The sequence below is a fragment of the Paracoccus versutus genome, from assembly GCF_000763885.1.
In the GTDB taxonomy this organism is placed as follows: domain Bacteria; phylum Pseudomonadota; class Alphaproteobacteria; order Rhodobacterales; family Rhodobacteraceae; genus Paracoccus; species Paracoccus versutus.
Window position 1 is genome coordinate 1 of sequence record NZ_JRKO01000007.1, and the last position, 25,480, is coordinate 25,480.

The 25,480-nt window shown below is 69.4% G+C and carries 24 protein-coding genes; 7 read left to right on the top strand and 17 right to left on the bottom strand.

Annotation, left to right across the window (positions count from 1 at the left end):
• The first annotated feature begins 147 nt into the window (after positions 1-147).
• A complete protein-coding gene (locus tag IT40_RS28335; protein WP_157034056.1) occupies positions 148-426 on the top strand; it encodes a hypothetical protein in 279 nt (92 codons plus the stop codon).
• Between the two features lie 46 nt (positions 427-472).
• On the opposite strand, the gene nusB is transcribed toward IT40_RS28335, so the two are convergent.
• Genes nusB through IT40_RS04040 form a run of 5 tightly spaced genes read right to left on the bottom strand, consistent with a single transcriptional unit; the run spans position 473 to position 3,805 of the window.
• A complete protein-coding gene (gene nusB / locus IT40_RS04020) occupies positions 473-973 on the bottom strand; it encodes a transcription antitermination factor NusB (RefSeq protein ID WP_036751013.1) in 501 nt (166 codons plus the stop codon).
• Positions 970-1,521 (bottom strand): 6,7-dimethyl-8-ribityllumazine synthase, encoded by a 552-nt coding sequence (locus tag IT40_RS04025; protein ID WP_036751016.1) that lies wholly within the window; start codon positions 1,519-1,521, stop codon positions 970-972. Before IT40_RS04025 ends, nusB begins: the two co-directional genes overlap by 4 nt.
• 4 nt (positions 1,522-1,525) lie before the next feature.
• Positions 1,526-2,644: a 3,4-dihydroxy-2-butanone-4-phosphate synthase gene (ribB, locus tag IT40_RS04030; RefSeq protein ID WP_036751019.1), complete on the bottom strand. Its 1,119-nt coding sequence runs from the start codon at positions 2,642-2,644 to the stop codon at positions 1,526-1,528.
• Positions 2,634-3,212: a hypothetical protein gene (locus IT40_RS04035; protein WP_036751022.1), complete on the bottom strand. Its 579-nt coding sequence runs from the start codon at positions 3,210-3,212 to the stop codon at positions 2,634-2,636. Before IT40_RS04035 ends, ribB begins: the two co-directional genes overlap by 11 nt.
• Entirely contained in the window at positions 3,212-3,805 is a 594-nt protein-coding gene (locus IT40_RS04040) for a riboflavin synthase (protein ID WP_036751024.1), read from the bottom strand. Before IT40_RS04040 ends, IT40_RS04035 begins: the two co-directional genes overlap by 1 nt.
• 227 nt (positions 3,806-4,032) lie before the next feature.
• Between IT40_RS04040 and IT40_RS04045 the strand changes: the two genes are divergently transcribed.
• The 3 genes from IT40_RS04045 (at position 4,033) to IT40_RS04055 (ending at position 8,724) form a co-directional block, all read left to right on the top strand.
• Complete coding sequence (locus IT40_RS04045; RefSeq protein WP_084196860.1) at positions 4,033-5,448, top strand: capsule biosynthesis protein; 1,416 nt, start codon at positions 4,033-4,035, stop codon at positions 5,446-5,448.
• A 149-nt stretch (positions 5,449-5,597) separates the two neighbouring features.
• Positions 5,598-6,728, top strand: coding sequence for a polysaccharide biosynthesis/export family protein (locus IT40_RS04050; protein WP_208021288.1), 1,131 nt, complete (start codon positions 5,598-5,600; stop codon positions 6,726-6,728).
• A gap of 4 nt (positions 6,729-6,732) precedes the next feature.
• Entirely contained in the window at positions 6,733-8,724 is a 1,992-nt protein-coding gene (locus tag IT40_RS04055; RefSeq protein ID WP_036751026.1) for a capsular polysaccharide biosynthesis protein, read from the top strand.
• A 15-nt stretch (positions 8,725-8,739) separates the two neighbouring features.
• Here IT40_RS04055 and ribD read toward each other — a convergent pair whose 3' ends face one another.
• Both ribD and nrdR read right to left on the bottom strand, forming a co-directional pair.
• On the bottom strand, positions 8,740-9,732 hold the full coding sequence (gene ribD / locus IT40_RS04060; RefSeq protein ID WP_036751222.1) for a bifunctional diaminohydroxyphosphoribosylaminopyrimidine deaminase/5-amino-6-(5-phosphoribosylamino)uracil reductase RibD: 993 nt from the start codon (positions 9,730-9,732) through the stop codon (positions 8,740-8,742).
• Between the two features lie 14 nt (positions 9,733-9,746).
• Positions 9,747-10,211, bottom strand: a complete 465-nt coding sequence (nrdR, locus tag IT40_RS04065; RefSeq protein WP_036751029.1) for a transcriptional regulator NrdR — start codon at positions 10,209-10,211, stop codon at positions 9,747-9,749.
• A 247-nt stretch (positions 10,212-10,458) separates the two neighbouring features.
• Here nrdR and IT40_RS04070 point away from each other — a divergent pair, with 247 nt between their 5' ends.
• Positions 10,459-11,583, top strand: coding sequence for a TRAP transporter substrate-binding protein (locus IT40_RS04070; RefSeq protein ID WP_036751032.1), 1,125 nt, complete (start codon positions 10,459-10,461; stop codon positions 11,581-11,583).
• Positions 11,584-11,685: 102 nt separating this feature from the next.
• On the opposite strand, the gene IT40_RS04075 is transcribed toward IT40_RS04070, so the two are convergent.
• The 5 genes from IT40_RS04075 to cobU all read right to left on the bottom strand — a co-directional run bounded on the left by IT40_RS04075 (position 11,686) and on the right by cobU (position 16,561).
• The gene (locus IT40_RS04075; RefSeq protein ID WP_036751034.1) at positions 11,686-13,560 is read right to left on the bottom strand and encodes a TRAP transporter large permease; all 1,875 of its coding nucleotides are present in this window, start codon (positions 13,558-13,560) and stop codon (positions 11,686-11,688) included.
• The gene (locus IT40_RS04080; protein WP_036751038.1) at positions 13,557-14,180 is read right to left on the bottom strand and encodes a TRAP transporter small permease subunit; all 624 of its coding nucleotides are present in this window, start codon (positions 14,178-14,180) and stop codon (positions 13,557-13,559) included. Before IT40_RS04080 ends, IT40_RS04075 begins: the two co-directional genes overlap by 4 nt.
• A gap of 134 nt (positions 14,181-14,314) precedes the next feature.
• Entirely contained in the window at positions 14,315-15,082 is a 768-nt protein-coding gene (gene cobS / locus IT40_RS04085; RefSeq protein ID WP_036751040.1) for an adenosylcobinamide-GDP ribazoletransferase, read from the bottom strand.
• Positions 15,075-16,031, bottom strand: a complete 957-nt coding sequence (gene cobT, locus IT40_RS04090; protein WP_036751042.1) for a nicotinate-nucleotide--dimethylbenzimidazole phosphoribosyltransferase — start codon at positions 16,029-16,031, stop codon at positions 15,075-15,077. The genes cobS and cobT overlap by 8 nt, the downstream gene beginning before the upstream one ends.
• Positions 16,028-16,561 carry a bifunctional adenosylcobinamide kinase/adenosylcobinamide-phosphate guanylyltransferase gene (cobU, locus tag IT40_RS04095; protein WP_036751045.1) on the bottom strand — a complete coding sequence of 178 codons (534 nt, stop codon included), beginning with the start codon at positions 16,559-16,561 and terminating at the stop codon, positions 16,028-16,030. The genes cobT and cobU overlap by 4 nt, the downstream gene beginning before the upstream one ends.
• Before the next feature lie 106 nt (positions 16,562-16,667).
• Between cobU and IT40_RS04100 the strand changes: the two genes are divergently transcribed.
• Positions 16,668-17,153: a HugZ family pyridoxamine 5'-phosphate oxidase gene (locus IT40_RS04100; protein WP_036751224.1), complete on the top strand. Its 486-nt coding sequence runs from the start codon at positions 16,668-16,670 to the stop codon at positions 17,151-17,153.
• Between the two features lie 34 nt (positions 17,154-17,187).
• Here IT40_RS04100 and IT40_RS04105 read toward each other — a convergent pair whose 3' ends face one another.
• Together IT40_RS04105 and IT40_RS04110 are read right to left on the bottom strand one after the other, a co-directional pair.
• A complete protein-coding gene (locus IT40_RS04105) occupies positions 17,188-19,482 on the bottom strand; it encodes a glycosyl hydrolase family 28-related protein (protein ID WP_036751047.1) in 2,295 nt (764 codons plus the stop codon).
• Between the two features lie 140 nt (positions 19,483-19,622).
• Positions 19,623-21,215 carry a lysine--tRNA ligase gene (locus tag IT40_RS04110; protein ID WP_036751050.1) on the bottom strand — a complete coding sequence of 531 codons (1,593 nt, stop codon included), beginning with the start codon at positions 21,213-21,215 and terminating at the stop codon, positions 19,623-19,625.
• A gap of 89 nt (positions 21,216-21,304) precedes the next feature.
• Between IT40_RS04110 and IT40_RS04115 the strand changes: the two genes are divergently transcribed.
• A complete protein-coding gene (locus tag IT40_RS04115; RefSeq protein ID WP_036751052.1) occupies positions 21,305-21,727 on the top strand; it encodes a tellurite resistance TerB family protein in 423 nt (140 codons plus the stop codon).
• A gap of 49 nt (positions 21,728-21,776) precedes the next feature.
• Here IT40_RS04115 and IT40_RS04120 read toward each other — a convergent pair whose 3' ends face one another.
• The 3 genes from IT40_RS04120 to IT40_RS04130 are packed head-to-tail and all read right to left on the bottom strand — an operon-like array spanning position 21,777 to position 25,462.
• On the bottom strand, positions 21,777-23,189 hold the full coding sequence (locus IT40_RS04120) for a D-alanyl-D-alanine carboxypeptidase (RefSeq protein ID WP_036751055.1): 1,413 nt from the start codon (positions 23,187-23,189) through the stop codon (positions 21,777-21,779).
• Positions 23,186-23,791, bottom strand: coding sequence for a nicotinate-nucleotide adenylyltransferase (locus tag IT40_RS04125; RefSeq protein ID WP_036751058.1), 606 nt, complete (start codon positions 23,789-23,791; stop codon positions 23,186-23,188). The genes IT40_RS04120 and IT40_RS04125 overlap by 4 nt, the downstream gene beginning before the upstream one ends.
• A gap of 3 nt (positions 23,792-23,794) precedes the next feature.
• Positions 23,795-25,462 carry a formate--tetrahydrofolate ligase gene (locus IT40_RS04130; RefSeq protein WP_036751060.1) on the bottom strand — a complete coding sequence of 556 codons (1,668 nt, stop codon included), beginning with the start codon at positions 25,460-25,462 and terminating at the stop codon, positions 23,795-23,797.
• Positions 25,463-25,480: the final 18 nt, after the last annotated feature.

The window sequence follows — 25,480 nt, forward strand, 5'->3', positions numbered from 1 at the left end:
GTCTGGCGCGGGGTGTCGGGACGCTGCGGCAGCCGGTGACGGCCCCGCGCGGCGGCTGGATCGCGGTGCTGATGCTGGTCGGCTTCCACACCGTCCTGCTCTCGGGGGGGCAGTGCGGCATCCGCATCTGGCTGATGGCCCGCTAGGATGGCCGCGGCGGCGGCCATCCTTGCGGGCCATCAGCATGATGCGGATGCCGAACTGCACCCCCGAGAACAGGATGGTGTGGAAGACGACCAGCATCAGCACCGCGATCCAGCCGCCGCGCGTGGCCGTCACCAGATGCCGCAGCGTGCCGACATCCAGCGCCAGAAGCAGCGCGGTAAAGGCCAGCGCCAGCGCGAAGCCGATGGCGATGCTGACGATATAAAGCCGGACGAGTTGCGGCATCTTTTTTCCCGGAACAGACAAGCCCGGCCATTCTAGCGCGGATCGCGGCAAAGCCCGAGGGGAAAATCCCGCGCGCCCCGCGTCAGAATGCCTCGGGACGGGCCTCGCGCGCCATGTGGTCCAGCACCGCGTTGACGAATTTCGACTCGCGCCCCTCGGCGAAGAAGGCCTGCGACAGGCGGACATATTCGGCGATGACCACCTTGGGCGGGGTCTTGGGCGTCACCAGCTCGGCGCCCGCGGCCCGGAAGACCGAGCGCAGCACCGGGTCGATGCGGCCGATCGGCCATTTCGCCACCAGCGCCCGGTCGGTCATCTGGTCGATCCGCGACTGCCAGGTGACGGCATCGTCCACGATGCGGGTGAACAGCGCCTGGTCGGCCTCGGCCGAGACCATGTCCTCGTCCTCGTCCTCGCGGCCGATGCGCCAGTTCAGGAACTCGCGCTGCACGCGGTCGGCGGACTGGCCGCCCGCCTCCATCTGGAACAGCGCCTGCACCGCATAAAGCCGCGCGGCCGCGGCGCGGGCCTGCCGCGCCTGCCGGTCGCCGTCGCGGCGCGTCTTGTCGCCCGCCCCGCTCATGCGCTGCCCGGCCCGTCGATCTCGCCGGCCAGCTTGATCACGTCGCGCGGCACCGGGGCGTCGCCCCGCGGCGATTGCCCGGCCCAGCCGCGCTTGAGCGCGATCAGGTGCAGCGCCGCGGCCGCGGCCCCGCCGCCCTTGTTTTGGCCCTGCGGATCGGCGCGCAACTCGGCCTGGGCGGTGTTTTCCACCGTCAGGATGCCGTTGCCGATGCAATGGCCCTGCAGGCCCAGCAGCATCAGCCCGCGCGAGCTGTCGTTGCAGACGGTGTCGTAATGCGTCGTCTCGCCGCGGATCACGCAGCCAAGCGCGACATAGCCGTCGTAAAGGTTGCGGCCGGCCGCCAGGGCGATGGCGCTGGGGATTTCCAGCGCGCCGGGCACCTCGACCAGATCGACGGTGGCGCCGGCGGTCTCGGCCACGCCGCGCGCGCCGGCGATCAGCCCGTCGGCGATCTGGCGGTAATAGGGCGCGACCACGATCAGCAGGCGCGCGCCGCCCTCGATCCGGGGCAGCGGCAATTGGTCATGTTCGATGCTGGCGGCCATTTCGTCACTCTTTGGGAATCGAGCGGGTGGAATGGATCGAAAGCCCGTAGGCGTCAAGCCCGACCACCTTGACCGGCGCCGAATTGGTCAGCACCACCAGCTCGGACAGGCCGAGCGCCGAGAGGATCTGCGCCCCCAGCCCGTATTGGCGCAGCACATGCGAGGAAACCTCGTCCTGGCGCGGCAGGCGCGGCTCGAGGTCGCGAAACAGCACCACGACGCCCCTACCCTCCTGGGCGATGACGCGCATGGCGGCGTCCAGGGTGCCGGCGCTCTCGCGCCCGATGCCCAGGACGTCGTGCAGCGGGTCCAGCACATGCATGCGCACCGGCACCGGGCCGGGCGCGGTCAGGTCGCCCTTGGTCAGCACGATATGCTCGGCCCCCGAGGTCTCGTCGGCGAAGATGCGCATCATCCAGTCGCCGCCATGGATCGAATGCACGGCGCGCTGGCCGCGCTCGGCGATCAGGTTGTCGTGGCGGCGGCGATAGGCGATCAGGTCGCTGATGGTGCCGATCTTCAGCCCGTGCTTCTGCGCGAATGCCACCAGGTCCGGCAGCCGCGCCATGGTGCCGTCCTCGTTCATGATCTCGCAGATCACGCCCGAGGGGTTCAGCCCCGCCAGCCGCGCCACGTCCACCGCCGCCTCGGTATGGCCGGCGCGCACCAGCACGCCGCCCTCGCGGGCGCGCAGCGGAAAGACATGGCCGGGCGTGGCGATGTCGGCCGCGCCCTTGCTGGGGTCGATGGCCACCGCGACGGTATGGGCGCGGTCATGGGCCGAGATGCCGGTGGTCACGCCCTCGCGCGCCTCGATCGACATGGTGAAGGCGGTCTCGTGCCGGCTGGAGTTCTTGGGGCTCATCAGCTGCAGGCCAAGCGCGTCGATGCGCGGGCCGGGCAGCGACAGGCAGATCAGCCCGCGGCCATGGGTGGCCATGAAGTTGATCGCCTCGGGCGTGGCCATCTGGGCGGGGATGACCAGGTCGCCCTCGTTCTCGCGGTCCTCGTGGTCGACCAGGATGAACATGCGGCCGTTGCGGGCCTCGTTGATGATCTCCTCGATGGGAGAGATCGCGTCGGACCAGTCGCGCTCGACCGGCCCCGGCTTTTCATACTGCATCCGCCGCTCCTGCAAAGAATTGCCGGCCGGTGACGAAACCCGCCAGCCCGCCTGCCACCATCATTTCCCGCTCATGCCCGGTCTCGCCGATCATCAGCACCGCATCGCCGGGCAGGCCCCGTGCCCGCAACCAGCCCTTCATCCCGTCCCGGATCGCCGACCAGCTGGCGCCAAAGGGCGGCAGGCGTTCGGCCGAGACCGCCCCGATCTGCACCGCGATCGCATCGGGCGCAAGCCCCGGCGCGCAGCCCAGATGCGGCGCGGCGGCACTTTCGGCGATGCGCCGGCGCTCGGCCGCGCCGACCGGCTGGCCGTCGCGGAACACCCCCAGCGCATTCGTCGAGTAAAGAAACGCCACCAGGTCGCGCCCGGTCGTCGCCCGCACCCCGGCATAGGTCTTGTAGTCCAGCCCCAGCTGCCTGGCCCGGCGGACCTGCATGCGCACCACCTCGACCGGCAGCCGCGCGCCCAGCAGCTCGCGCCGCGCCACGGTCCAGGCATGGGCGCGAAAGCCACGGCCCGCCTCGGGGGACAGCGCCGGGCCGCGGTTATGGCCGATCCCGGCCATCAGCCCGCCTCGGCCAGCCGCGCGACATAGCGCGCCAGCGTGTCGATTTCCAGGTTCGCCTCGTCGCCCGGCTGCACCTCGCCCCAGGTGGTCACGGCCTGGGTGTGGGGGATGACGTTCACGCCGAAGCGGTCGCCCTCGACCTCGTTCACCGTCAGCGAGGTGCCGTTCAGCGCCACCGAGCCCTTGGGCGCGATGAAGCGCGCCAGCGCCCTGGGCGCGCGCAGGGTGATGCGGGTGCTGCCGCCTTCGTCGCGCATCTCCTCGATCACCGCGACGCCGTCGACATGGCCCGAGACGATATGCCCGCCCAGCTCGTCGCCGACGCGCAGCGCGCGTTCCAGGTTCAGCCGCTTGCCGGGCGCCCAGCCGTTGGCGCCGATGTTGGTCTTGGAAATCGTCTCGGCCGAGATGTCCACGTCGAACCAGTCCGCCCCCTTCTCGACCACGGTCAGGCAGATGCCGTCGCAGGCGATCGAGGCGCCCAGGTCCACCCCCGCCATCTCGTAATGGCAGGAAATCCGCGCCCGCATGTCGCCGCGCATCTCGACGCGGGATACCTCGCCGATATCGGTGATGATGCCGGTAAACATGGACGCCCCCTTCCTTTGGCTGCCCGAGAACTAGAGCCTCGGCGCGCGATCTTCAAGCAAAGCCGCAGCCGCGACACCACGCCGGTTAAGCCAAAATGAGGAAAGGCCGTGACAGCGGCGGGATTTTGGTGCAATCAGAGGGAATATGACCTCGGTGGCTGGGCCCCGCCTGTAGCGAAAAGCCCGATTCCTGCACAAACAGACACCAGGCTCATATGCTCAATCCCATGACCGGCCCCCGCCACGTCCGCGATCTGCGCCCCGCCCCGGCGCCTGCGGCACCCCAGCGTCCGCTTGCCCCGCCCGATCCGCCGCCGCCCCAGCGCAAGCTGGTCCCGGTGGCGGCGACCGCCGCATTGCCCGCAGCCAAGCGCGTCTTCCTGATGCTGCAGGGCCCGCACGGCCCGTTCTTCGACCGCGTCGGCCGGCTTTTGCGCGCCACCGGCGCCCAGGTCTGGCGCGTCGGCTTCAACGCCGGCGATGAGTTCTTCTGGTCCGACGCGTCCCGGTTCATCCGCCACGGCACCGGGCCCGAGGACTGGCCAGACCACCTGGACCGCATCGTCACCGAAAAGGGCGTGACCGACATCGTGCTTTACGGCGACGTGCGCCCGGTCCATGCCGCCGCGCGCGAGGCGGCGCGGCGCCACGACCTGGTGCTGCATGTCTTCGAGGAAGGCTATCTGCGCCCGTTCTGGATCACCTATGAGCGCGGCGGCTCGAACGGGCATTCGGCGCTGATGCGCATCCCCCTGCGCGAGATGCGCAATGCCCTGCGCAACCGCATCGCCGAGATGCACCGCCCGCCGGCGCGCTGGGGCGACATGCGCCAGCACAAGTTCTATGGCGCGCTCTATCACTTCCTGGTGCTGGTGGCGAACCGCCGCTATCCCGGCTACCGCACCCACCGCCAGATCGGCGTGTTCCAGGAATTCCGGCTGAACCTGCGCCGCTTCCTGCTGACGCCCTTGCACGCCCTGGCCCGCATGCGCGAGGCGGGGGCGGTGCGCCGCGGCGGCTTTCCCTATGTGCTGGTGCTGATGCAGCTGGAACATGATTCCAACTTCGTCGCCCATTCCCCCTATCGCCGCATGGCCGAGTTCACCGACGAGGTGCTGACCGCCTTCGCCCGCTCGGCGCCGCGCCATCACCACATCGTCTTCAAGGCCCATCCGCTCGAGGATGGGCGCGGCGGCATCCGCCACGCCATCCTGGCCAGGGCGCGCGAGCTGGGGATCGAGGACCGGGTCCATTTCGTGCGCGGCGGCAAGCTGGCGCGGCTGCTGAACCAGGCCCATGCGGCGGTGACGGTGAACTCGACCGCCGCGCAGCAGGCGCTGTGGCGCGGGCTGCCGGTCAAGGCCATGGGCAATGCGGTCTTCGACAAGCCCGGCCTCGTCTCGGACCAGAGCCTGGACGAATTCCTGCACGACCCGCGCCCGCCCCATGCCCTGGCCTATCGCCGCTATCGCGACTTCCTGCTGGAAAGCAGCCAGGTGCCGGGCGGGTTTTACGCCGCGCGGTCCCGCGCCCATGCGCTGCGCATCGTGGTGGACATGATCCTGGCGCCCGAGGATCCCTATCAGGCGCTTTTCGCCGGACGTGGCAAATATCGGCAACAGATGGGCGGCAAGGACGATTGAGCGGGGCAAAAATATGGAAAACCCCTGGTTGCTGGGTTAACGTGCGGAAAAATACGACCTGCGATCCGGGAATCGCACGAGAGGACAGGAGCAACAGTTTGACGCAAGCCATTTTTTCGCCCCTTCGATCCGGTGCGGCGCCGCTCCGCATGCGCCGCAGCCTTGCCGCGCGCCTGACGCGGGCCGCGATTCTGGGGGGAATGCTTCTCGTCTCCGCCTGCGGTTTGCCGCGCTCGGGCCCCACCAAGGGCCAGATCATGTCCGGCGCGGTGGAAAAGGGCGGCAGCACCCATATCGTGCATGTCGACGACCGGGTGAACCGGGCGGCGAACTTTACCCCCGCCTATGGGTTCTCGGCCGATTTCCGCTCGGCCGGGACGGTCGCGGCCGACGACATCCGGCCCGGCGACGTGCTGGGGCTGTCGATCTGGGAAAACGTCGATGACGGGCTGCTGGCCTCGATGGGGACAAGCTCGACCCAGCTGACCGAATTGCAGGTGGACAGCCAGGGCTATATCTTCGTGCCCTATGCCGGGCGGGTGCTGGCCGCCGGCAACAGCCCCGAAGAGCTGCGCCGCATCATCACCCAGAAGCTGGAAACCCAGACCCCCGACCCGCAGGTCATGGTCACGCGCGTCGCCGGCGACGGCGCCACCGTCTCGGTCATGGGCAAGGTGAACGCGCAGGGCGTCTATCCGATCGAGCGCCCGACCCGCAACCTTTCCTCGATGCTGTCGCGCTCGGGCGGCGTCTCGATCGAGCCCGAGATCGCCGTGGTCACGGTCAAGCGCGGCAATTCCAGCGGCAAGGTCTGGCTGCGCGACCTGTATTCCAACGCGCGCAACGACATCGCGCTGCGCCCCGGCGACGTGATCCTGGTCGAAGAGGACGAGCGCAGCTTTACCGCGCTTGGCGCGCTTGGCGGCCAGACCAAGGTGCCCTTGGGCAATCAACAGATCAACGCCATCGAGGCGGTGGCCATGGTCGGCGGCCTCAGCACCGCGCTGGCCGATCCCAAGGGCGTGTTCGTGCTGCGCGACGAGCCGCCGGCGGTGGCCCGCGCCGTGCTGGGCCGCGGCGACATCCAGGGCAGCCAGCGCGTCGCCTATGTGCTGGACCTGACCAGGCCCGACGGCATGTTCCTGGCGCGCGATTTCGTCATCCGCGACGGCGACACCGTCTATGTGACCGAGGCGCCCTTCGTGCAATGGCGCAAGACCCTGCAGTCGATCCTGGGCACCGCGACCGAGGTCGGCTCGGTAGACAGCGCCTTCCGGTAAGGCCGTGAAGCAGAACGATGATGCCGCCGGGGATTCCCGGCGGCTTTTCATATGCAGCGGCGGCTTCCTGACCCGGCCTCGCCTGCGCCGCATCCTGCAGCTGGCCGGATGGTCGCCCCGCATCGGCCTGCCCGGCCCCGGCGATCACGTCGGCATCTGGGGCGACAGCCCGACCGCCTGGCGCGGCAAGGCGCTGGCCACCCGCCGCGGCGCCCGGCTGGTGCGGGTCGAGGACGCCTTCCTGCGCTCGGTCCTGCCGGGACGGGCGCGCGGCGCGGTGGCGCGGCGCGGGCCCATCGGCCTGCTGGTCGACCCCGTCGGGCTGCATTTCGACGCCGAGGCGCCCTCGCTGATCGAAACCCTGGTGCATGCGCCCGGCACCCAGGCGCAGCTGCAACGCGCGCGACAGGGGATCGCGCGGCTGATCGCCGCCGATCTGTCGAAATACAACGCGCATCTGCCCCAGGTCGCGCCGCCCGCCGCCGGCTATGTGCTGGTCATCGACCAGACCCGCGGCGACGCCTCGCTGCGCGGGGCGGGCCGGGCGGATTTCCTGGCCATGCTGGAGACGGCGCGCGACGAAAATCCCGGCCTGCCGCTGGTGGTCCGCAGCCATCCCGAGACCGCGCGCGGCCTGCGACCCGGCCATTTCAGCCCCGCCGACCTGCGCCGCGACGAGGTCTTTTGCGACGGCGCGGTGTCGCCCTGGGCGCTGCTTGCGGGCGCGGCGCGGGTCTATGCCTTTTCCTCGCAGCTGGGATACGAGGCGATGCTGGCCGGCCACCGGCCGCGCATCTTCGGCCGTCCCTTCTATGCCGGCTGGGGCCTGACGGACGACCAGCACCCGATCCCGCGCCGCAGCCCGGCCAGCATCGAGCAGCTTTTCGCCGCCAGCCACCTGCTGGCGCCGACCTGGTATGATCCCTGCCGCGACCGGCTGACGGATTTCGAGGGCGCGCTGGAACAGATCGAGGCCGAGGCCCGCGCCTGGCGCCAGGACAATGCCGGCCATCGCGCGCATGGCATCCGGCTGTGGAAACGCCCGTTCATGGCGCGGTTCTTCGGCAGCGGCCGGGGGGTGCGCTTTGTCGCGAAACCGGGGCCGGGCGTGACCATGGCCTGGGCAAGCCGCGCCGATCAGGTGCCCGGCGCGCTGCGGGTCGAGGACGGATTCCTGCGCTCGCGCGGGCTGGGGGCGGCGCTGGTCCCGCCCCTGTCGCTGGTCGCCGACGACCTGGGCATCTATTACGACCCCGGCCGCGAAAGCCGGTTCGAGCGGCTGATGGCCGAACCCCTGCCCCCCGGCGGGCGGGACCGCGCCCTGCGCCTGGCCCGGCTGCTGGTCGAGGCCGGGATCACCAAATACAACCTGTCCGGCGGACCGCCCGACCTGCCGCCCGGCCGTCGCATCCTGGTGCCGGGCCAGGTCGAGGACGATGCCTCGATCCGCCTGGGCGCGGGAGCCGAGCGCACCAACCTGGCCCTGCTGGAGCGCACGCGGGCCGAGAATCCCGATGCGGTGCTGGTCTACAAGCCGCATCCCGATGTCGAGGCCGGGTTGCGCCCCGGCCTGGTCGCCCCGGCCGATCTGGAACGGCTGGCCGATGTGGTCGCCCGCAACGCGGCCGCCGATGCGCTGATGGGCCGGGTGGACGAGGTCTGGACCATGACCTCGACCCTGGGGTTCGAGGCGCTGTTGCGCGGCCTGCCCGTCACCACGCTGGGCGCGCCCTTCTATGCCGGCTGGGGGCTGACGCGCGACCTGGGGCCGGTGCCGGCGCGGCGGCAGGTGCGGGCGGACCTCGCGCTGCTGGTCCATGCCGCGCTGATCGCCTATCCACGCTATTTCGACCCGGTGAGCCACCTGCCCTGCCCGCCCGAGGTCGCCGTGGAACGGCTGCGCGATCCGGGATTCGGCGCGGGCGGCCCCGCGCTGCGGCTGCTGTCCAAGGCGCAGGGCCTGCTGGCCGGCCACGCCTGGCTCTGGCGGCGCTAGGCCACGACCGATTGATTAACGCTCCACCGCATCATCGCGCAGCCAGCGATGCAGGACGTCGGGGCCGATCCGGCGCGTCTCGGCCAGCCGGAAACGCGGCGCATCGGCCAGGCGCCCCAGCCCCAGCGCGCCGATTCCGGCGCGGCCGTCGCCGCCCAGCACCACCCCGGCGCTATAGCCGATCAGCTGATCGACCAGCCCCGCGCGCAACAGGCTAGCCGCCAGCACCCCGCCGCCTTCGCAAAGGACACGGGTCAGGCCACGGACGCCCAGTTCGGCCATGACATCCTCGGGGCGGCCGGCGAGCTGCCACAGCGGGCCATGCTCCGGCCCCTCATCCGGCAGGTCGGGCAAGGGGCGCGACGAGACCACGATCCGCACCGGCTGCCGCACCGGGCCGAAGCCGCGCACGTTCAGCCCCGGCCGGTCGGCGCGCGCCGTCTCGCCGCCGACCATCACCGCGTCATGGCCCAGGCGCAGGGCATGGACATGGCGGCGGGCCTCGGCCCCGGTGATCCACTGGCTTTCGCCCGAGGCGGTGGCGATGCGGCCGTCGAAGCTGGCGCCCAGCTTCAGCGTCAGCATCGGCCGGCCGCGCTGGATGCGGCTGAGGAAACCGCGCTGCACCGCGCGGGCCTCGGCCTCGCAGATGCCTTCGGTCACGTCGATGCCGGCCGCGCGCAGGATGGCATGGCCGCGGCCGGCCACGCGCGGGTCGGGATCGGTCAGGGCGGTGACGACGCGGGCGATGCCGGCGCGGACCAGCGCCTCGGCGCAGGGCGGGGTCTTGCCGTGATGGGCGCAGGGCTCCAGCGTGACATAGGCGGTGGCGCCGCGCGCCGCCTCGCCGGCCTGGGCCAGCGCCATGACCTCGGCATGGGGGCGGCCGCCGGGCTGGGTCCAGCCGCGCCCGACCACCGCGCCGTCGCGCAGCAGGACGCAGCCCACCGCCGGATTGGGCCAGACATTGCCCAGGCCGCGCCGCGCCAGCGCCAGCGCATGGCGCATGTGGCGGCGGTCGGTCACTCCTCGACCGTCTGCGGGCGCAGCTCGGACACGAACTTGTCGAAATCGTCCGCCGCCTGGAAGTTCTTGTAGACGCTGGCGAAGCGGACATAGGAAACGGTGTCGATCCGGGCCAGCGTCTCCATCACGATCTCGCCGATGACCTTCGAGGGGATGTCGGTGTCGCCCATGCTTTCCAGCCGGCGCACGATGCCCGAGATCATCTGGTCGATGCGCTCGGGGTCGATCGGGCGCTTCTGCATGGCGATGCGGATCGAGCGCTCCAGCTTGGCGCGGTCGAAATCCTCGCGCCTTCCGCTGGACTTGACCACGACCAGGTCGCGCAGCTGCACCCGCTCATAGGTGGTGAAGCGGCCGCCGCAGGCCGGGCAGAAGCGGCGTCGGCGGATCGCCACGTTGTCTTCGGCCGGACGCGAATCCTTGACCTGCGTATCGACATTTCCACAGAAAGGACAGCGCATCCCTTGTTCCCCCAAAGCCCCGGACCCCTGCCAGTATAGGCAAGCCCAAACCGCTTGGGTAGTGCGTTGAGCGCCCTACAAGATCGGCGATGCGCGGACCGGGCGGACTGACGCTGCGGCAATTGCGCAAGCGGGCGGGGATGCGGCGGAAATCCGGCACTGGCGTCTCGACAGGCCGTCCGGTCGCATGCAACATTCGCCCCGTCATCGGCCGCCCAGGAACAGGCCGATCAACGCGGAGGAACCCATGAAGACAACCAACCAGTTCGGCCGGCGCGCCTTTCTGACCCGCGCCACGGTTGGCGGCGCGACCGCAGCGGCCGGGGCTGCGCTTGCCGCGCCCGCCATCGCGCAAGAGATGCCCGAGGTGAAATGGCGGCTGACCTCGGCCTTCCCGAAATCGCTGGACACCATCTATGGCGGCGCCGAGGTTCTGTCGAAATACCTGTCCGAGGCCACCGGCGGCAAGTTCCAGATCCAGGTCTTTGCCGGCGGCGAGATCGTGCCCGGCCTGCAGGCCCAGGACGCCGTCACCGACGGCACCGTCGAGGCCTGCCATACGGTCGGCTATTACAGCTGGGGCAAGGATCCGACCTTCGCGCTGGGTTCGGCCGTGCCATTCGCGCTGTCGGCGCGGGCCATGAACGCCTGGCAATACCACGGCGGCGGCATCGACCTTTACAACGAATTCCTGGCCACCCATAACATCTTCGGCCTGCCGGGCGGCAATACCGGCGTGCAGATGGGCGGCTGGTTCCGCAAGGAAATCAACGCCGTGTCCGATCTGCAGGGCCTGAAGATCCGTGTCGGCGGCTTTGCCGGCAAGGTGCTGGAGCGGCTGGGCGCGGTGCCGCAGCAGATCGCCGGCGGCGACATCTATCCGGCGCTGGAAAAGGGCACCATCGACGCCTCGGAATGGGTCGGCCCCTATGACGACCTGAAGCTGGGCTTCTTCAAGGTCGCGCCCTATTATTACTATCCCGGCTGGTGGGAAGGCGGCCCGACCGTGCATTTCTTCTTTGCCAAGGACAAATACGAGGCGCTGCCCGAGAACTACAAGTCGCTTCTGCACACCGCGTGCCGGGCGGTCGATGCCGACATGCTGCAGAAATACGACCATCTGAACCCCACGGCTCTGAAGGAGCTGGTGGCCTCGGGGGCGCAGTTGCGCCCGTTCAGCGCCGAGATCCTGGACGCCTGCTACAAGGCCGCGAACGAGGTCTATGCCGAACTGGAAGCCTCGAACGCGCCGTTCAAGAAGATCTGGGAATCGATCAAGGGGGCGCGGGGCGACTGGTATCTCTACAACCAGACCGCCGAATATACCTATGATACCTTCATGATGATCCAGCAGCGCAACGGCACGCTCTGATCCGTCGCAAGCCTGCAATCGGGCCGCCGCGAGCGATCGCGGCGGCCCTTTTCGTTGCGGGGCGCGGGGGGCGAAGGCGGGCGGGAAACCCGCCCAGCCCGATCAGTTCCCCGCCGGCTGTTGCGGGGCGGTCAGGCCCGGCGGCGGGCCGGACAGCGCCCCCAGCCCGTCCTGCGGCGCGGCCGGGGCCGGGGCCGGGGCAGTCGCCCCATCCGCCGGCGCGGCCGGCGCAGCGGGGGTGCCGAAGTTCGGCGCCCCGCCCAGGCCGCCCGGCGCGGGAATGCCGCCCGGCGCGGCGGTTCCGGGCGCGGCCGGCTGGCCGAAGGGATCGCCCAGCCCGCCGAGGCCGCCAAGCCCGCCAAGCCCGCCGCCCGAGGGGATCTCGATCCTGACGTTCGAGGTATCGACCGGCGCGCCCTTGTAGTGCATGACCAGTCCGGGGAAGGTCATGACGATGCCGACCATGACCAGCTGGATGCAGACATAGGGCACCGCGCCCCAATAGATCTGCCCGGTGGTCACCGGCTGCATCATCTGCCCCGTCACCTTGTCGCGATAGGGCGATTTCGGCGCCACCGAGCGCAGGAAGAACAGCGAGAAGCCGAAGGGCGGGTGCATGAAGCTGGTCTGCATGTTCACCCCCAGCAGCACGCCGAACCAGATCAGGTCGATGCCCATCGCCTGCGCCGCCGGCGCCAGCAGCGGCACGATGATGAACGCCAGCTCGAAGAAGTCGAGGAAGAAGGCCAGCAAAAAGACCAGCACCGACACGGCGATCAGGAAGCCGTATTCGCCGCCGGGCAGCGAGGTCAGCAGATGCTCGACCCAGATATGCCCGTTCACGCCGTAGAAGGTCAGCGAGAAGACCCGCGCCCCGATCAGGATGAACATGACGAAGGCCGACAGCCGCGTCGTCGCCAGAAGCGCCTGGCGGATCACGTCATAGCTGAGCCGCCCCTTGACCCCGGCCAGCAGCAGCGCGCCGACCGCACCCATGGCCCCGCCCTCGGTGGGGGTGGCGATGCCCAGGAAGATCGTGCCCAGCACCAGGAAGATCAGCGCCAGCGGCGGGATCAGCACGATGACGACCTGCTGCGCCAGCCGCGACATCAGGTTGATCTTCAACGCCCGGTCCAGAAGCGCCAGAACATAGATCACGATCACCGCCAGCGAGGGGGCGAGGATGTCGGCATCCTTGCCATGGGTCGGGTAGAGCCAGCGGAAGGCCAGCCAGGCCATGCCCACGGTCAGCGCCAGCGCCACCAGCAGCGAGGTGACGCCCGAGCCCAGCGTCCGCGCCTCTTTCGGCAGGGCCGGCAGGCTGTTCGGCCGGATGAACGACATGACGAAGATATAGGACATGTAGATCCCGGTCAGCACCAGGCCGGGGATCAGCGCGCCCTTGTACATGTCGCCCACCGAACGGCCGAGCTGGTCGGCCAGCACGATCAGCACCAGCGAGGGCGGGATGATCTGCGCCAGAGTCCCCGAGGCCGCGATGGTGCCCGAGGCGATGCGCCGGTCATAGCCATAGCGCAGCATGATCGGCAGCGAGATCAGCCCCATGGCGATGACCGAGGCCGCGACCACGCCGGTCGTCGCCGCCAGCAGCGCGCCGACGATGATCACCGCATAGGCCAGGCCGCCGCGGATCGGGCCGAAAAGCTGGCCCACCGTGTCCAGCAGGTCCTCGGCCATGCCGGATTTCTCCAGCACGATGCCCATGAAGGTGAAGAAGGGAATGGCCAGCAATGTCTCGTTCGACATCACCCCCCATAACCGCTCGGGCATGGCGTTCAGCAGGGGCCAGCTGAGGTTGATGTTGCCGCCCGACAGCGGTGCCAGTTCGACGCCGATGACGAAGAACAAAAGCCCGTTCGCCGCCAGCGCGAAAGCCACCGGATAACCGAAGAGCAGGAAGATCACCAGCGAGGCGAACATGATCGGCGCCATGTTCTGCGCGATGAAGATCATCATTTGCGGGACTCCCCGTCCTTCGTCTCGTCCTCGATCGCGGCCGTCATCTCGCGCACCATGATCTCGCCCTCCATGGCGGCGGCCTCATGGGCCGAGACGAAGGGGTTGGGATCCTCGATGATGCCGCGCATGACGGCGATCTTCTTGATGATCTCGGAAATGCCCTGGAAGAACAGCATGACGAAGCCGGCCAGCAGCAGCATCTTGGCCGGCCACAGCACCAGCCCGCCGGCATTGGTCGAGACCTCGCCGCGGTAGTAGGAGCGCATCGCCCAGGGGTAGAGATACCAGATCATCAGCGTGACGAAGGGCATCAGGAAGAACACATGCCCGATCAGGTCGATCCAGTGCTGGCGGCGGCGGCGCCACATGCCATAGATGATGTCGATGCGGATATGCTCGTTCTCCTTCAGCGTATAGGCCGCGGCGCCCAGGAAGGCGGCGCCATAGAGATACCATTGCAACTCCAGCCAGGCATTGGACGAGGTGTTCAGCACCTTGCGGATGACCGCATTCCCGGCGCTGACCAGCACGGCGACCAGGATCAGCCAGCTTGCGCCGCGGCCGATGACCGAATTGACGCGGTCGATGCCGCGAGAAAGCCCCAGCAGGGCACCCATATGAAAAACCTCCCCAAAACAATGGCCGCCCCTTGCCGTGGCGGCGGCGGATAATCCCCACCTTTCATGTAGCCGTTTGGTATGAGTGAAGTGCAAAAACCCGTCAAGAAAAAGGCGACGCGACGTAACGGCGCTTAGGCAAGGGCGGCCAGCGCCACCAGCCCGGCCGTCTCGCCCGCCTGTTGCATGGCGCCCAGCACGTCGCCGGTCTGGCCGCCAAGCGCCCGCAGGGCCCGGCGCGCCAGCCAAAGCTGCGCCGCCGCCACCGCCGCGGCCAGCACCAGCCAGCCCGCCGCCGGATGCGGCAGGCCAAGCGCCGGCAGCATCAGCGCCGCGGCTCCCAGCGCCAGGGCGGCGAGCATCGCGCCGCGCGTCGGCCGCCCCGCCGCATGGCCCAGCCCGTCGCGGCGCGCAGGCGGCATCAGCCCCAGCCCCAGCGCCATCCCCGCACGCGAGGCCGCCGCCAGCCCGGCCACGGCCGCCGCGGCCAGCCAGGGCTGGGCGACCAGCGCCGCAATCGCCGCCACGCGCAGTCCCGTGACCAGGACCAGCGCCAGCACGCCATAGCTGCCGATGCGGGAATCGCGCATGATCTCCAGCCGGCGCTCACGGGTCGCGCCGCCGCTGCCATCGGCGCAATCGGCCAGCCCGTCCTCGTGCAGCGCGCCGGTGGCAAGGATCATGGCGCCGACCGCCAGAAGCGCCGCGACCATCCCCGGTAGCCCGGCAAGGGCGGCCAGCCCCAGCACGGCGGCACCGATGAACCCCACGGCAAGCCCCACCAGCGGAAAGGCCCAGGCCGCCTGCGCCAGCGTCGGCGGCGAGGCGGGCAGAAGCCGCCCCACGGGCAGCCGGGTCAGCCAGACCAGCGCCAGCGCCGCCTGCGCCAGAAGCCTAGCCAATCCCGGCCTCGGCGAATGTGGCCATGCCGTTGTGGCATTCCAGCGCCGCGCGCAGGATCATCAGCGCCACCGCCGCGCCCGAGCCCTCGCCCAGCCGCATGTCCAGCGTCACCACCGGCTTTTTCTGCATCACCGCGACCAGCCGGCGGTGGCCCGGCTCGGCGCTTTCATGGCCGATCAGGCAATGGTCCAGCGCGTTGCGGTCGTTGACCAGCAACACGCCCGCCGCCGCCGAGCAGATGAACCCGTCCAGGATCACCGGGATGCCCAGTTCGCGCGCGCGGATCACCGCGCCGCAGATCGCCGCCTGCTCGCGCCCGCCATAGGAGCCCAGGATCGAGGCCGCCGTCGCCGCGCCCTTGTGCCGCTTGAGCCCGGCCTCGACGGCGGCGATCTTGCGGGCCAGCACCTCGTCGTCGGCGCCGGTGCCGGGGCCGACCCAATCCTCGGCCGTGCCGCCGAAGGTCGCCGCCGCCAGCGCCGCCGCGACGGTGGAATTGCCGATCCCCATCTCGCCCAGCAAGATCACGTCGGCCTGCGCGTCCACGGCGTTCTTGCCGGTCTGGATGGCGGCGACCAGGTCGTCGACCTCCATCGCCATACCTTGGGTGAAATCGCCGGTCGGCCGGTCCAGGTCCAGCGCGATCACCTGCAATTCAGCGCCGGAGAGCCGGCAAAGCTGGTTGATCGCCGCGCCGCCCTGGCGGAAATTCTCGACCATCTGGGCGGTGACTTCGACCGGGAAGGGGTTCACGCCCTGCTGGGTGACGCCGTGGTTGCCGGCAAAGACCAGCGCCTGCGCGCGCTCGATCCGCGGGCGCTCGCGCCCCTGCCAGCCGGCCATGAACACCGCCAGTTCCTCGAGCCGGCCCAGAGAGCCGGGGGGCTTGGTCAGTTGGTCCTGGCGGTCGCGGGCGGCGGCGGCGGCGGATTGATCGAACTCTTTCACGGTGTCCCTCTTTGCGGTTTGAGGCGCAGCGGCAGGCCGCTGACGGCCATCCAGACCTCGTCGGCGATCCCGGCCACGGCCTGGTTCATCCAGCCATGCTCGTCCCGAAAGCGGCGGGCAAGCGCGTTTTCGGGCACGATGCCCAGTCCCAGCTCGTTCGTCACCACGACCACCGGGCTTTTCTGTGCATCCAGCGCCCGGCAAAGCGCGCGGACATGCGGGCCGGGCTGGCCCTCGGCCATGACGTTGGACAGCCACAGCGTCAGGCAATCGACCAGCCGCACCCCCTGCCCGTCCGTGCGCGCCAGCGCGCCGGCCAGGTTGTGCGGCTCTTCGATCGTGCGCCAGCCGTCGCTGCCGCGCCGGTCGCGGTGCAAGCCGATGCGCTGCGCCATCTCGTCGTCCCAAGCCTCGGCCGTGGCGATATAGATGCGCCCGCCCTCATGGTCGGCGGCGATGGATTCGGCCAGGGCGGACTTGCCCGAGCGGGCGCCGCCAGTGACCAGGGTGATGCGCGGGTGCTTGCTCATGAAGCTGTTGTTTCACAAGGCCGGGCGCTGCGAAAGCCGGAAAACGCCGCGGCTGTCTTACAGGTTCCGGTTGCCTGCCGGGCCGCGGCCGGCGCAGCATGCGGCCATGAAGATCGACCCGATTCGCGAAACCACCGACGAGGCCCGCACCCTTGCCCGGCAATTGCTGGAGGGGGCGCGCCATGCCAGCCTGGGCACGCTCGACCCCGATACGGGGGTGCCGCTGGTCACGCGCATCGCGCTGCAGACCGATGCGGATGGCGCGCCGCTTGCGCTGCTTTCGGGGCTTGCCGCGCATACGCGGGCGCTGGCGGCCGATCCGCGCGCCGGGCTGCTGATTGCGGCCGAGACCGCCAGGGGCGACGCCATGACCCATGCCCGCCTGTCGATCCTTGGCCGTGCCGCCCCGGTCGCACCGGACGCGGCGCGCCGCGCCCGCTGGCTGGCACGCGATCCCAAGGCCAAGGTCTATCTGGACCTGCCGGATTTCCGCTTCTGGCGGATCGAGCCGATCTCGGCCCTGCTGAACGCGGGCTTCGGCCAGGCGTTCCGGCTGCTGCCGCCGGACATGCTGAAACCCCCGGCGGAATGATCCGCCGAGGGCAAAGGCCGGCATAAGGGGGGCGTCAGTCGGGGTTGTCCATGCGCAGCCGCAGGCTGACCGAGCCGCGCACCGCCGCGCCCCAGTTCAGCGCAACCTGTTGCCGCGTGGTTCCCAGCGCGGTCTGCACCCAGGGCATCTCGGACACGCGGGCATTGGCGGCATTGGTGATCTGGCTGGTGGCGATGATGGACTGGACGTTGCGCACCCAGCCGTTGAAGGGCAGCGCCTGGTCCACCGTCACCAGCCAGCGGTTCGAGGCGCTGGCCTGGTTATGCGCCACGTCGACCGGGTTGGCGACATAGCTGTTCACGCCGTTGAACATGTTGCCCTGGAACTGGATGTTGCGCATGCGCTGATAGTTCATGTCGGCGAATGTGGTGTCCACCTTCTCGATCCGGGCGATCTTGTTGAACAGCGACTTGAACACATTGCCCATCACCGCAAGCCCGTGGATGAAATGGCCGCTGCCATAGGGCTTGACCACCAGCCAGTTGAAGCCCAGCGTCGTGTTCGAGGCCAGGAAGGTGTTGCCGGTGACGGTCAGCCCGCCAAAGGAATATTCCTCGCCGTCGAAATTCGGATAGGGGTCATGCTCGTTCGTCCATTCGATCGAGCAATTGTCGATATAGTTCCCGGTCACGGTCGCCTGCAGGTTGGTCTGGGTCAGCACCAGCCCGCCGAAGCGCACGCCGTTCTGGGCATTGTCGCCCTGGAACCAGTGATTGCCCTCGATCATGTGGCCGCCGCCGTTCATCACCGCGAAATGCGCGAAGCGGATGAAGCGGCTGTGGCGGATCTTGGCGTCGTTGTTGTTGACGTTCAGCGCGACGGTGGTGCGGTTCTGCGCCAGGTCGCCCATCTCGTTGGACAGGAACTCGCAGCGGTCCACCAGCATCCCCTGGCAGGACGAGCCGATCGAGGTGATGCCGCGATCCCTGGGCCGGGTGAAGTAGCAGTCGCGGAAACAGTTCATGTTGCCGGTCTTGGCCAGCATGACGCCGCTGGCATTGCCCTCCAGCAGGAACTCGATGTCGTCGAAGTTGAATCGGCTCAGATGCTCCATCCCCGAGAAATCGAAGGCATAGCGATAGCGGCTGAAGGTATAGTTGCGCGTGCCCGCCCCGCCGTAAAGCGGCTGCGACAGCGTCAGCGTCCCGGCGGCGACGTTCCGGGCCAGGACATAGACCTCGCGGCCGACGCCGTTGCCGGTGACGCGGGCGCCGACCTCGATATTGGCGATGTTGGCGACGGCCGAAAGCACCTGGGGCTGCGCCGGGTCATAGGTCGCGGCCGATGTCGCCGCCCGCGTATCCCAGGCCGGGCCGGGCACGATGCTGACCTGGCCATTGGCGATGACGCGGCGGTTGGCAAAGCTGGTCATGCCCGGCACCGCGTCCGAAATGCTGATCGGCTCGGCCAGATGCACGTTGCGGCCGCAAAGGTCCAGCACCGCATGGTCGGTAAAGCCCAGCAGCGCCTGCAGCGCCCGCTTCATCCCCTCGGTCTCGTCACCGAAGGCCGCGGCATAGGTCGGAAAGTCGAAGCTGCGCGTCAGCGACAGCCGCGCCGTGCGCGGCATGGCCAGCGTGCCGACGAAACGAACCGGCGAAGACAGGCTCAGGTCCGAGCCGATGCGATAGCTGCCCTCGGGCACCAGCACCTGCCGCCCGGCCGCGGCCTGGTCGGCGGCGAGGAAGGCGCCGCGGTCGTCGGTCGTCCCGTCGCCCATGGCGCCGAAATCGCGCACATCGACCCAGTCCAGCATCCCCGGCACGAAGGCGGCGGTCACGTCCTCGATCACGATGCTCTCGATGCGGATCGAGCCGTTGTTGTCCCCGGTCAGGTCCAACCCGAAATGGCCAAAGGCGGCGCTGCGTCCCCAGGCCATGTCCACGCCCTCGCGCCGGCCGGTGCCGACGATGGCCGAGACCTCGACCACCTGCCCATAGCCCGGCAGCGTGACCGAAGGGCCGGTCTGCGGCACGCCCGCCACGTTGTTGCCCGCGGCATTGCCGGCAAAGGCGGCGATGCGCACCTGCGGCAGGTTGCCGGCGATGGCCTTGACCCTGGCCGCGATGCGCAGATAGCTGCCGGGATTGATCGGCGTGCGCTGCATGTAGCGGATCTGCGTCACCGCCTCTTGCTTGAGGATTTCCAGGCAACTGCCGAAATCCTCGTCCGCCGGCACGATGGCCGCATTCGCCACCCCCGCCCAGGTCGGCGATCCCGCCCTGCCATCCGTCCGGGACCACTGATCCAGGCCCAGCCGGAAGGCGCGCGGCATCAACGACTGGTTGCCGATAATCGCAATGGTCATGCCAATTCTCCCCTAATCCAGAACGTGCGAGGCGGTTGCCCGCGCGGTCCGGTAGGAATCTGGCAATCTCGCGTTAACGGGTCGTTAACCATGCGCGCGCGGCAACGAGGCCGCGCGCAACAAAGAATTCCCGTTCTGGTTCAGGCGGTTGGTTCGGAAACCAGCTCGCCGGCCAGCGCCCGCTCGATCAGGGCGCGGGTTTCGGCCACGCCGTAAAGCGCGATGAAGCCGCCGAAGCGCGGCCCCTGGTCGGCGCCCAGCAACACCTGGTAGAGCGCCTGGAACCAGTCCTTCATCGGCTCGAACCCGTGTTCGCGGCCGATGGCAAAGACCATGGTCTGCAGGGCCTCGGCATCGGCGGGCTGGCTCCATGCCGCCAGCCGCCCGGCCAGATCCTCCAGCGCCCGGCGCTCGATTTCCGTGGGGGCGCGGAAGCTGCGGGTCGGCGCCACGAAATCGTTGAAATAGCGCACCGCGAAGGCGGCGGCCTGGTCCAGCGTCGGATGGGTCTCGGGGCTGGCCTCGGGCGCATAGCGGCGGATGAAGCCCCAGAGCCCCTCCTTGTCCTTGGCGCCGGCCACCGAGGCGAGATTCAGCAGCATCTGGAACGGCACCACCATGTCCGAGGCCGGAACCGCGCCGCCATGGATGTGCCAGACCGGGTTGGCCAGCTGCTGCTCGACCGTCTGGTCGGGATAGGCGCGCAGCTGCTGGTGGTATTCGTCCACCGCCTTGGGGATGACGTCGAAATACATCCGCTTCGCCGTCTTGGGCTTCTGGAACATGAAATAGGACAGGCTCTCGGTCGCGGCATAGGTCAGCCATTCGTCGATCGACAGCCCGTTGCCCTTGGACTTGCTGATCTTCTGCCCGTGCTGGTCCAAAAACAGCTCATAGGTGAAATGCTCGGGCGGCCGCCCGCCCAGGATCTTGCAGATGCCGTCATAGATCGGGGTGTTGGTGGAGTGATCCTTGCCATACATCTCGAAATCCACGTCCAGCGCCGCCCAGCGGGCGCCGAAATCCGGCTTCCATTGCAGCTTCACATGGCCGCCGGTGACGGGCAGCGTCAGTTCCTCGCCGTCCTCGTCGTCGAAGGTGACGGTGCCGGCCTTGGCGTCGACATGCTTGATCGGCACGTAAAGCACCTTGCCCGACTTGGGGCTGATCGGCAGGAAGCAGGAATAGGTCTGCTGGCGCTCCTCGCGCAAGGACGCCAGCATGACCTCCATGATGGCGTCATAGCGTTCAGCGGCCAGCAGCAGCGTCGCGTCGAACTGGCCGGACTTGTAGAACTCGGTCGCGCTGATGAATTCGTATTCGAAGCCGAAGGTGTCCAGGAACCGGCGCAGCATGGCGTTGTTGTGCCCGCCGAAGCTGTCGTATTCGCCGAAGGGATCGGGCACCGTTGTCAGGGGCTCTTGCAGGTGCCGGCGCAGCATCTCTTGCTGGGGCACGTTGTCGGGCACCTTGCGCATGCCGTCCATGTCGTCCGAAAAGCAGAACAGCCGCGTCGGGATGTCCGAGATGATCTCGAAGGCGCGGCGGATCATGGTCGTGCGCGCCACCTCGCCGAAGGTGCCGATGTGCGGCAGGCCCGAGGGGCCGTAGCCGGTCTCGAACAGGACATAGCCCTTTTCGGGATCCTTCTTCTCGTAGCGTTTCAGCACGCGGCGGGCCTCCTCGAAGGGCCAGGCCTTGGATTTCATCGCGGCGTCACGCAGGGCGGTCATTTTCGGGTCTCCATTGGGTCGAGACTTCCCCGTATTGAAACGGCGCCGGATGGTCAATAATTACCCCCGGAAACGCAAGGAGAAATGCCATGCCCGACAGCCTGCCCTCGTTCTCGCCCTGCGACGCGCTGGTCGCGGTCATGGTGGCGGTCTCGGCCTCGGACCAGAACCCGCGCACCGCCGAGCTGGTCGCCATCGAGCGGGCGGTGAACCACACGCCGGTCTTTGCCGCCTATGACATCGACCGCGTCCGTGCCGTGTCGCAGACGGTGGTGACGCTCTTCGAGGAAGAGGACGGGCTGGACGCGCTTTTCGGCCTGGTGCGCGAGGCGCTGCCGGAAAAGATGTTCGACACCGCCTATGTCCTGGCCTGCGACGTCGCCGCCTCGGACGGCCGCCTGGGCGAGATCGAGGCCGAGATGCTGGCCGAGATCCGCGACCAGCTGGAGATCGACCGCCTGCACGCCGCCGCCATCGAACTCGCCGCCCGCGCCCGCCATCGCGTGCTTTGAAGCGCCCCGGCGGTTTCGCGGCCGCATGGGTATTTGGAGAACGAAGAAGTCAGAGGCTGGCGACCCAGCCCTCGACCAGCGCCTGCTGGAGGCGTTTGGAGCGCCTGGTCCAGCCGATGACGCCCTCGGGCAGTTCCTGGCCCTGGCTGGCGGCGCGGCGCGGCTCGTCGCCGGTCAGGATGGCGAAGGCCAGCTCGCGCCCGCCGGGGCCCCGGGCGTAGCCGGCAAGGTTCGAGACGAAGTTCAGCGTCCCGGTCTTGGCCTCGATGGCGATGTCGCTGTCCTTGCGCTTGCCGCGCGCGTCCTTCAGCGGGATCGGCTTCAGCAACCCGCGCAGGCCGCGCGCCCGTCCCGGCCCGGCCATCAGCCCCGCCAGCATCCGCGCATCGGCACGGTTCGCGGGCGAGAGGCCGGAATGGTCGTGGAAGGCGAAATCGCCGCCGACCCCCTGCCCGCGCAGCCAGTCCGCCATCGCCGCGGCCGAGGCCGCCACGTCGCCCGCACGGCTGGCGGCCAGCCCGATCGCCTCGGCGGTCAGGTTGGTCGAATATTCCAGCATGCCCTGGACGATCTCGCGCAGGGGCGGACTGTCGTGGCGGGCGATCCCGGCCCCTTCGGGCAGGATCTCGATCACCTCGGGATCGGGCAGCGCCAGGCCGCGGGCGCGGCACAGCGTCTGGAACACGTCGCCCGCGTAAAGCTCGGGGCGGCGGACGGGCAGCCAGCGGCTGCCGGACTTGCCCAGGCCGCGCCGGGCGATGGTCCAGCTTTCCAGCTTGCCCGCCTCGTAGGTAAAGAGCGGCAGCCCCCGGTCCACCGCCGCGATCGCGGCCGTATAGGCCCTGGGCGACAGCTTGCGGCCCCGCGCCTGCAAGGACAGCCGATAGCCCGCCTCGCCCTGCCGCCAGTCCAGATGCACCCGGTTGAAGTTCAGGATCATCCCCGAGATCGAGGGGTTGTAGGGCAGATGCTCGTCCTGCGCCGGGTCCAGCCGGCCGATGCGCGGCAGCGCCCCGCCCCAGACGGCAAAGGCGGTGGGCGCCGGGCGGCCGGCGGCCTTTTCGTCGGCGACCGCGGCCGCGGCCAGTTCGTCCAGCGCATCGGTGTCCAGCAGCGGATCGCCGCCGCCCGCCAGGATCAGCGTGTTGCCGGCGCGGATGACCCTGGTCGTGAAGCAATGCCCCTCGCCCAGCCGGTCCAGCGCGTAAAGCGCCGTCACCGCCTTGAGCGTGCTGGCCGGGGCCATGGGCCGGTCGGCCTGGCGCTGGGCGAGCATCCGGCCCGAGGCCGGGTCGATCACCGCGAAGGCCACCGCCCCGCCAAGCCCGGCCGCGGCGATCAGCGCCTCGGCGTCGAAGCCCGCGGGGCGCGCGGCCGGCCTTTGCTGGGCCGGCGCCATGCGGGGGGCCAGCGCCAGCAGCCCCAGCCCCGCCACGAAGCCACGCCGCGTCCATCCGTTCATGCGCGTCCTTTCGGCCCCAGCGCGCGGATGGCGCTGGAACTCAGCTTGTTCAGCGGCAGGTTTATCATCACCCAGGCCGGCGGCCCAGACCGGGCGAGTTCACGCGCCCGCGACTCGGGCAGGCGCGCGCGCCACAGCAGCCGCGCCGCGCGCGAGAATCGCGCCGGCATCCGCCAGCCGGGCCGGGCGATCACGCCGATCGGCACCCGCGCCGCGATGTCGCGCCAACGGTCCCAGCGGTCGAACTGGACCAGGTTGTCCGCCCCCATCAGCCAGACGAAGCGCACGCCGGGGTAAAGCCGCTGCAGCGCGGCGATGGTGTCGCGGGTCATGCGGGTGCCGAGCCGGGCCTCGATGCCGGTGATCTCGACCCTGGGGTCGCGCATGAGGTGCCGCGCGCGGTCGATGCGCTGCGCCAGCGGCGCCGGCCCGTGCGGCTTCAGCGGATTGCCGGGGCTGACCAGCCACCAGATCCGGTCGAGGCCGAAGCGGCGCAGCGCCTCCTGCGTGATATGGACATGGCCTTCATGCGCGGGATCGAAGGAACCGCCCAGAAGGCCCACGGCCATGCCCGGCCGCGCGATGGGAAAGCCGGCGCGCATCGGCTAGAACAGGCCCTGCACATGGCCGTCGCCGTCCAGCCCCACGCGCAGCGCCGCGGGGTCGCGCGGCAGGCCGGGCATGGTCATGATGTCGCCGCAGATCGCCACCACGAAGCCCGCGCCGGCCGACAGCCGCACCTCGCGCACCGGGATGGTAAAGCCCTCGGGCGCGCCAAGCGCCGAAGGGTTGGCGGAAAAGGAATATTGCGTCTTGGCCATGCAGACCGGCAGATGGCCGTGCCCGGCCCGCTCCCATTCCTCGAGCCGCTCGAGGATATGCGGCAGGAACTCGATCTGGCCGGCGCGATAGACCTGGCGGCAGATGGTCTCGATCTTCTTGGCCAGGGGCATCTCGTCGGGATAGAGCGGCGTGAAATCCGCCCCGCCCTCGGCCAGCGCGACCACGGCGCGGGCCAGATCCTCGGCCCCCCTGCCGCCCTCGGCCCAGTGCCGGCACAGCACGGCCTGAACGCCATGCCCGCGGCAATGATCGGCAAGCGCCGCGATCTCGGCCTCGGTATCGCCGGCGAAATGGTTGATCGCCACCACCACCGGCAGGCCGAAGCGGCGCAGGTTCTCGATATGGCGGCCCAGGTTCGCGCAGCCGGCCCGCAGCGCCGCGACATTCTCGGCCCCCAGGTCGGCGCGGGCCACGCCGCCGTTCATCTTGAGCGCCCGCACCGTCGCCACCAGCACCGCCGCGTCGGGTTGCAGCCCGGCCAGCCGGCACTTGATGTTCAGGAATTTCTCGGCCCCCAGGTCGGCACCGAAGCCCGCCTCGGTCACGACATAGTCCGACAGCGCCAGCGCCGTGCGCGTCGCCATGACCGAGTTGCAGCCATGCGCAATATTGGCGAAGGGCCCGCCATGGACCAGCGCCGGGTTGTTTTCTAGCGTCTGCACCAGGTTCGGCTGCAAGGCGTCGCGCAGCAGCACCGTCATCGCGCCCTCGGCACCCAGGTCATGTGCAGTCACCGGCCGGCGGTCGAAGGTCTGGCCGATGACGATGCGGCCCAGCCGCGCCTGCAAATCGGCCAGGTCCGAGGCCAGGCACAGGATCGCCATCACCTCGGAGGCGACGGTAATGTCGAAGCCGCATTCGCGCGGCACGCCGTTGGCCGGCCCACCAAGCGCCACCACCACCTGCCGCAGCACCCGGTCGTTCATGTCCATGACCCGGCGCCATGTCACCCGGCGCGGGTCGATGCGCAGCGCGTTGCCCCAGTGGATATGGTTGTCGATCATCGCCGCCAGCAGGTTGTGCGCGCTGGTCACGGCATGGAAATCGCCGGTGAAATGCAGGTTCATGTCTTCCATCGGCACGATCTGCGCATGGCCGCCGCCCGCCGCCCCGCCCTTCATGCCGAAATTCGGCCCCAGCGAGGCTTCGCGGATGCAGACCGTCGCGCGCTTGCCGATGCGGTTCAGCGCGTCGCCCAGGCCCACGGTGGTCGTGGTCTTGCCTTCGCCCGCCGGGGTCGGGTTGATCGCAGTGACCAGGATCAGCCGGCCCTGCGGCCGCCCGGCCAGCCCGGCGATGGCCTCATGCGCGATCTTGGCCTTGTCGCGGCCATAGGGCAGGAAATCGGCCTCGGCCAGGCCCAGGCGGCCGGCGATCTGCGCGATGGGCAGCTTTTGCGCCTCGCGGGCGATCTGGATGTCCGATTTCATGATCCCTCCTCGGTCTGC

What these genes read in the sequence shown, in the direction of transcription:
- IT40_RS28335 (WP_157034056.1), top strand. Translation starts at nt 148, where the DNA reads ATGGCCGCGGCGGCGGCCATCCTTGCGGGCCATCAGCATGATGCGGAT.
- nusB (WP_036751013.1), bottom strand. Translation starts at nt 973, where the DNA reads ATGAGCGGGGCGGGCGACAAGACGCGCCGCGACGGCGACCGGCAGGCG.
- IT40_RS04025 (WP_036751016.1), bottom strand. Translation starts at nt 1,521, where the DNA reads ATGGCCGCCAGCATCGAACATGACCAATTGCCGCTGCCCCGGATCGAG.
- ribB (WP_036751019.1), bottom strand. Translation starts at nt 2,644, where the DNA reads ATGCAGTATGAAAAGCCGGGGCCGGTCGAGCGCGACTGGTCCGACGCG.
- IT40_RS04035 (WP_036751022.1), bottom strand. Translation starts at nt 3,212, where the DNA reads ATGGCCGGGATCGGCCATAACCGCGGCCCGGCGCTGTCCCCCGAGGCG.
- IT40_RS04040 (WP_036751024.1), bottom strand. Translation starts at nt 3,805, where the DNA reads ATGTTTACCGGCATCATCACCGATATCGGCGAGGTATCCCGCGTCGAG.
- IT40_RS04045 (WP_084196860.1), top strand. Translation starts at nt 4,033, where the DNA reads ATGACCGGCCCCCGCCACGTCCGCGATCTGCGCCCCGCCCCGGCGCCT.
- IT40_RS04050 (WP_208021288.1), top strand. Translation starts at nt 5,598, where the DNA reads ATGCGCCGCAGCCTTGCCGCGCGCCTGACGCGGGCCGCGATTCTGGGG.
- ribD (WP_036751222.1), bottom strand. Translation starts at nt 9,732, where the DNA reads ATGCGCCATGCGCTGGCGCTGGCGCGGCGCGGCCTGGGCAATGTCTGG.
- nrdR (WP_036751029.1), bottom strand. Translation starts at nt 10,211, where the DNA reads ATGCGCTGTCCTTTCTGTGGAAATGTCGATACGCAGGTCAAGGATTCG.
- IT40_RS04070 (WP_036751032.1), top strand. Translation starts at nt 10,459, where the DNA reads ATGAAGACAACCAACCAGTTCGGCCGGCGCGCCTTTCTGACCCGCGCC.
- IT40_RS04075 (WP_036751034.1), bottom strand. Translation starts at nt 13,560, where the DNA reads ATGATGATCTTCATCGCGCAGAACATGGCGCCGATCATGTTCGCCTCG.
- IT40_RS04080 (WP_036751038.1), bottom strand. Translation starts at nt 14,180, where the DNA reads ATGGGTGCCCTGCTGGGGCTTTCTCGCGGCATCGACCGCGTCAATTCG.
- cobU (WP_036751045.1), bottom strand. Translation starts at nt 16,561, where the DNA reads ATGAGCAAGCACCCGCGCATCACCCTGGTCACTGGCGGCGCCCGCTCG.
- IT40_RS04100 (WP_036751224.1), top strand. Translation starts at nt 16,668, where the DNA reads ATGAAGATCGACCCGATTCGCGAAACCACCGACGAGGCCCGCACCCTT.
- IT40_RS04105 (WP_036751047.1), bottom strand. Translation starts at nt 19,482, where the DNA reads ATGACCATTGCGATTATCGGCAACCAGTCGTTGATGCCGCGCGCCTTC.
- IT40_RS04110 (WP_036751050.1), bottom strand. Translation starts at nt 21,215, where the DNA reads ATGACCGCCCTGCGTGACGCCGCGATGAAATCCAAGGCCTGGCCCTTC.
- IT40_RS04115 (WP_036751052.1), top strand. Translation starts at nt 21,305, where the DNA reads ATGCCCGACAGCCTGCCCTCGTTCTCGCCCTGCGACGCGCTGGTCGCG.
- IT40_RS04120 (WP_036751055.1), bottom strand. Translation starts at nt 23,189, where the DNA reads ATGAACGGATGGACGCGGCGTGGCTTCGTGGCGGGGCTGGGGCTGCTG.
- IT40_RS04125 (WP_036751058.1), bottom strand. Translation starts at nt 23,791, where the DNA reads ATGCGCGCCGGCTTTCCCATCGCGCGGCCGGGCATGGCCGTGGGCCTT.
- IT40_RS04130 (WP_036751060.1), bottom strand. Translation starts at nt 25,462, where the DNA reads ATGAAATCGGACATCCAGATCGCCCGCGAGGCGCAAAAGCTGCCCATC.